This window comes from Geosporobacter subterraneus DSM 17957 (genome assembly GCF_900142145.1).
In the GTDB taxonomy this organism is placed as follows: Bacteria; Bacillota; Clostridia; order Peptostreptococcales; family Thermotaleaceae; genus Geosporobacter; species Geosporobacter subterraneus.
Map to the genome: position 1 here is coordinate 1 of NZ_FQZV01000095.1, position 4,969 is coordinate 4,969.

4 protein-coding genes are annotated in these 4,969 nt (G+C 42.8%); all 4 read right to left on the reverse strand.

Annotated features, from left to right (window positions below):
- Positions 1-383: ubiquitin-like domain-containing protein (locus BUB56_RS18910; protein ID WP_190014775.1), on the reverse strand; the 383-nt coding region annotated here is incomplete at its 3' end.
- Positions 384-1,490: 1,107 nt separating this feature from the next.
- Positions 1,491-2,258 (reverse strand): TatD family hydrolase, encoded by a 768-nt coding sequence (locus BUB56_RS18915; RefSeq protein WP_110942800.1) that lies wholly within the window; start codon positions 2,256-2,258, stop codon positions 1,491-1,493.
- 12 nt (positions 2,259-2,270) lie between these two features.
- Entirely contained in the window at positions 2,271-4,241 is a 1,971-nt protein-coding gene (gene metG / locus BUB56_RS18920; protein WP_110942801.1) for a methionine--tRNA ligase, read from the reverse strand.
- Positions 4,234-4,521, reverse strand: a complete 288-nt coding sequence (locus BUB56_RS18925; RefSeq protein ID WP_110942802.1) for a hypothetical protein — start codon at positions 4,519-4,521, stop codon at positions 4,234-4,236. The genes metG and BUB56_RS18925 overlap by 8 nt, the downstream gene beginning before the upstream one ends.
- Between the last annotated feature and the right edge of the window lie 448 nt (positions 4,522-4,969).

Below are 4,969 nucleotides of genomic sequence, written 5' to 3' on the forward strand. Positions count from 1 at the left end.
TCCAATTCTCCGAGGGTAATTTCATATTCCTTCAAAATGTCTTCAATCGTTTCATATGCTGTCATAATTTCTTTTGGTTCTCCACCTACCTCCAGGTTTACTGGATGAGCTCTTTTAATAGTTACGACCATTCCATCCTTTACCTTGGTATTAGGAGCCGGAAGCACTTGATCGTGCTCCCCTAGTTCGATTTTCCCTTTTTTCAGTACTTCCTCCACATTGGAGAACTTCGCTGCTACAATTATGTCTTTATCTCCATCTTTGATTGTAATCTCTTTTGTTAATGCACTGCTAACAGAAAAAATCCCTATTACCAACACAATCCCGAGAATAATAAGATTCTTTTTGGCAAGAAGCTTATTGATTCTCCTATCTGTCTCCATAGGTTTTTATACCTCCCTTTCTTAATACGGGGCAATGTAATGTATTCTACACAAAAATCCGGCCTATGTCAAATTTTTGTGGGAATCCTAGGTTTCTCTAGTATTGTCATAGGTTTTCATAGTTATGCATAATTTTGGTAAACATATAGTGTATTATATCATTTTCATTTGTAATAGAAAAGTCCTTTTTCTCCTGAGAGAAATTTGCAGAATCCTCTATAAATAGGGAAAATTCTTCTATTCACTCGCCATATTTCCCGGGAAATATCTAAAATAATCCCTTTTTCTCATCACATTTCCCTCACAATATTGTATTATATTCCATTGCTGCATTTTTTATACCTTGTACGTGAAGCTGCAGTAAAACGCCAGTAATTTTCTTTAGTCAGGGGCAAAAATTTAAAGGAACGAACCCTTCGCTCCTTAGGATAAGGTACAGAAAAAGCCTAGAAAAATGTTAATATATGCTACATTGTTCGGTAAATTCATGCTTAATATTATCTTTAGCTCGATAGTTTGTATTCGTAGAATATTGCGACATAGAATTACTTTCTGTGGCTGTCATCCTGAGTGAAACGAAGGATCTTGGATTTAAATCATAGACCCATTCGCTGCGCTCAGGGTGACATGCTATGATGTGAATAGAGGTAGGGAACGGCCACTAAAGGATGGTCTTCCGTAGGGGCGCACAGTGTGCGCCCGTCCAAATATTTATTGGAATTAAGTCGTAGGGGTGGACGACCCTGTCCACCCGGGCAGCAAGATTCCTGCAACCCGCTTTATGATTTGTCATCCTGAGCGGAGTGAAGGATCTGGCCTTTAAAATCCTAGACCCGTTCGCTCCGCTCAGGGTGACAGCTTTATGAGGATGATAAAGTAGGGTTGGGTCTCCGTGCCCAACCAGGTAGAAAACCCAATGGCGGGCATGGAAACCCGCCACTACGCATGCAATACTTGAATTACGAATATAATCGTAGGGAACGCCCCCTGTGGCGTTCCGAAAAAACATATCGTAAACCGTGACGGAACAGCACAGGGGCTGTTCCCTACAAAAGTCCTTTTTTATGTCTCCTCTTTCTTATTATGTCTGATAATCGATATGGCTGTTTACGGGATCTTAAAAAACCTCTTTGCATTTTCTGCAGTCTGTGCTGCTGCCTCTTCAAAAGAAATCTTTTTGATCTCTGCAATCTTCTCTGCCACATGGTATACATAAGCCGGCTCATTGCGCTTTCCCCGGAAAGGCACCGGCGTTAAATAAGGGCAGTCGGTTTCAATAAACAGATGCTCTAGAGGAATTCTTTCCACCACTTCTACAGTTTTCCGGGCATTGGGATAGGTGATGGGGCCTGCTATGGAAATATAGGCCCCCAGCTTTACATATTGTCTGGCCAGCTCTGCGCTGCCGGAGTAGCAGTGCATCACTACCCCTACCTCAAAGGCCCTTTCTTCCCGAAGGGTGTTGAAAACCTCCTCATTAGCCTCCCGGTCATGGATGATGATAGGCAGATTTAACTCTCTGGCCAGCTGGATTTGATCCCTAAAAACCTGACGCTGAACATCCCTCGGAGAATGATCGTAGTGAAAATCCAATCCAATCTCACCAATGGCCATTACCTTTGGCTTCCTTGCCAAATCCTTCAGCAACAGCAATGTCACATCATCCATATCCTTTGCATCATGGGGATGCACCCCTACGGCCGCATAGATCATGTCGTACTGGCCCGCTAATTCTACGGCCTTTAAGGAGGAACGCAAATCGGCTCCCGGATTCATAATGTAGGCAAGCCCCTTTTCCTGAGCATTTTTTATAATCTGATCCCGATCCTGATCAAATCGTCCATCATCTAAATGGGCATGGGAATCAAATAGCATTTTATCACTCCTCTACCTTACGGAAGCACCGCTTTCAATATCTGCTGTCAACAAATCCAGCTTTTCTCCGAATTCTGCAGAAAGAATCATTCCTCGGGATTCTTCCCCTCTTAATACCACCGGCTTCAGATTTGCTACCACAACTACCTTTCTGCCGATTAAGTCCTCTGGTGCATAGTATTTTGCGATACCCGATACAATCTGTCTTGTTTCCTCACCCAGCTTGATTTGCAGCACCAATAACCGGTCTGCCTTTGGATGCTTCTTGCATTCTAATACTTCTCCCACTCGAAGATCCAGTTTGGCAAAATCATCTATGGTAATCTCCGGCTTCTCCTCAACGGCCTCTTCTACTGTCTTTTTCTCCTCCGGCTTCTTTTCTTCAACCTTTGTTGCCCCATCTACTTTCTGCTCTGTCAGGCTGTTTAAAAACTCCAGTTCCTTGGCTACATCAATACGAGGGAATAATGCCTCTGCCTTATGCACCTTGATACCGCTGGGCAGCTTTCCAAAGCAGAAGGTATCCTCCCAAGCGGTTCCCTGGTTTTCATCTAACCCTAACTGTACCCAGATCTTTTTCGTAGTTGCCTCCATAAAAGGCCGGATCAGCACAGAAATGATTCGAATAGAATCTGCCAGGTTATAGAGTACAGTATCTAATCTGCCCTTATTTTCTTCTTCCTTAGCCAAAATCCAAGGAGCTGTTTCATCAATATATTTATTGGTTCTTCTTACCAGCTTCCATATCTCATCCAGTGCATTGCTGAAATCCAGCTTATTCATACGTTCCTCTAGCTTTGTGGATACAGCGGTGGCCAATGCCTTCAGTTCCTGATCAAAGTCCCCTTCAGCTTTAGGCTCAGGAATAATGCCCCCATTGTATTTATCAATCATGGCTACTGTTCTGCTGACCAGATTGCCTAAGTCATTGGCTAAATCTGCATTGATACGGTTCAGCAGGACCTCATTGGTAAAAATACCGTCCTGTCCGAAGGAATACTCCCTCAGCAGGAAGTATTTTAGGGCATCTACACCATACCGCTCCGTCAATATCACAGGGTCTACTACATTGCCCTTGGATTTTGACATTTTGCCGCCTTCCAGCAAAATCCATCCATGGCCAAAAACCTTCTTTGGCAGAGGCTCCTCTAATGCCATCAATATAGCCGGCCATATGATCGTATGGAATCTTACGATCTCTTTTCCTACTAAATGCACATCTGCAGGCCAGTACCGCTGATAATCTCCCTCCTGTTCCTCAGGAAAGCCTAAGGCTGTGGCATAGTTAGACAGCGCATCCAGCCATACATAGATGACATGCTTCTCATCAAAGGGCACAGGAATACCCCAGTTAAAGGTGGTTCTGGAGATGCAAAGATCCTCCAGGCCAGGCTTTAAGAAGTTATTGATCATCTCATTTTTTCTGGAAACCGGCTCTAAAAATTCTGGATTTTCTTCAAAATGCTTTAAAAGAGCGTCCTGATATTTAGACAATCTGAAGAAATAAGCTTCCTCTTTTGTTAATTCTACTCTCCGGCCGCAGTCCGGACATTTTCCCTCTTGTACCTGTGTTTCTGTCCAGAAGGCTTCGCAAGGGGTACAATACCAGCCCTCATAGGCTCCCTTGTAAATATCTCCCTTATCGTAGAGCTTTTGAAAAATCTGCTGCACTCTGCGCTTATGGTAATCATCGGTTGTACGAATAAAGATATCATAGGAAATCTCCATGGTCTCCCATAGCTTCTTGATCCCATCTACAATGCCGTCGATATATTCCTTTGGTGCCATTCCCTTTTCTTCTGCTGCACGCTGGAGCTTTTGTCCATGCTCATCGGTACCTGTCAGAAACTTTACATCAAAGCCTGTGGCTCTTTTAAATCTTGCCATAGCATCAGCTGCCACTGTGGTATAGGTGTGGCCGATGTGGAGCTTGCTGCTGGGATAATAGATTGGGGTTGTAATATAATAGGTTCCTTTACTCATTTTTTTTTCTCCTCCTTCGATTTTTTATCTTTTCATTTCTTAATTTTACCAATTCAAGAATTCCATTAAACACCATTAGCAAATAACCAAATAATGTAATGCTTAGTTTGCTATATTCTGGTGTTTTTATGTACTCAATGATATAGATGGAAAAAGCCTCAGGATGTAGTGCAATAACCGTTGCTGCTACGGCCATATAGATCATTGAAATCCAGATAAACCCCTTAAGCCCTCCGTATGCAAATCGTAAAAATATTCCCAGCTGCTTGCCGGCTGCCAATCACATCACCTCGCTTATTCATGCCATGAAAACTCAAACTTTCAATTTTTACTAAATTTTCTCCTTCCATAAAACCCATCCGTTTTTCCGAACCACACAGGGGTCGTTCCCCATAGGCGTCAACTTAACCCATAATTTGTCATCCTGAGCGGAGTAAAACGGAGTCGAAGGATCTTTAAGCTAGATGACATATTCTGATAATCAAAAATAATCTTGCTTATGTTCTATAAGACTCTTCCCTAACGCTCAGAATGACATGCTTCTAAGGTTTATTTGGAAATAATTGGATTACGTTGACGCCTATGGGTCGTTCCCTACCTTTAAACAGGTCTTGATTTAGCACGACAAAAAATCTCGTCCCTATAAAAGGGACGAGATTGTACTCGCGTTACCACCCTAATTCATTATTGCCTCACAACAATAACCTCGGTAGGTGACTTCTATCACC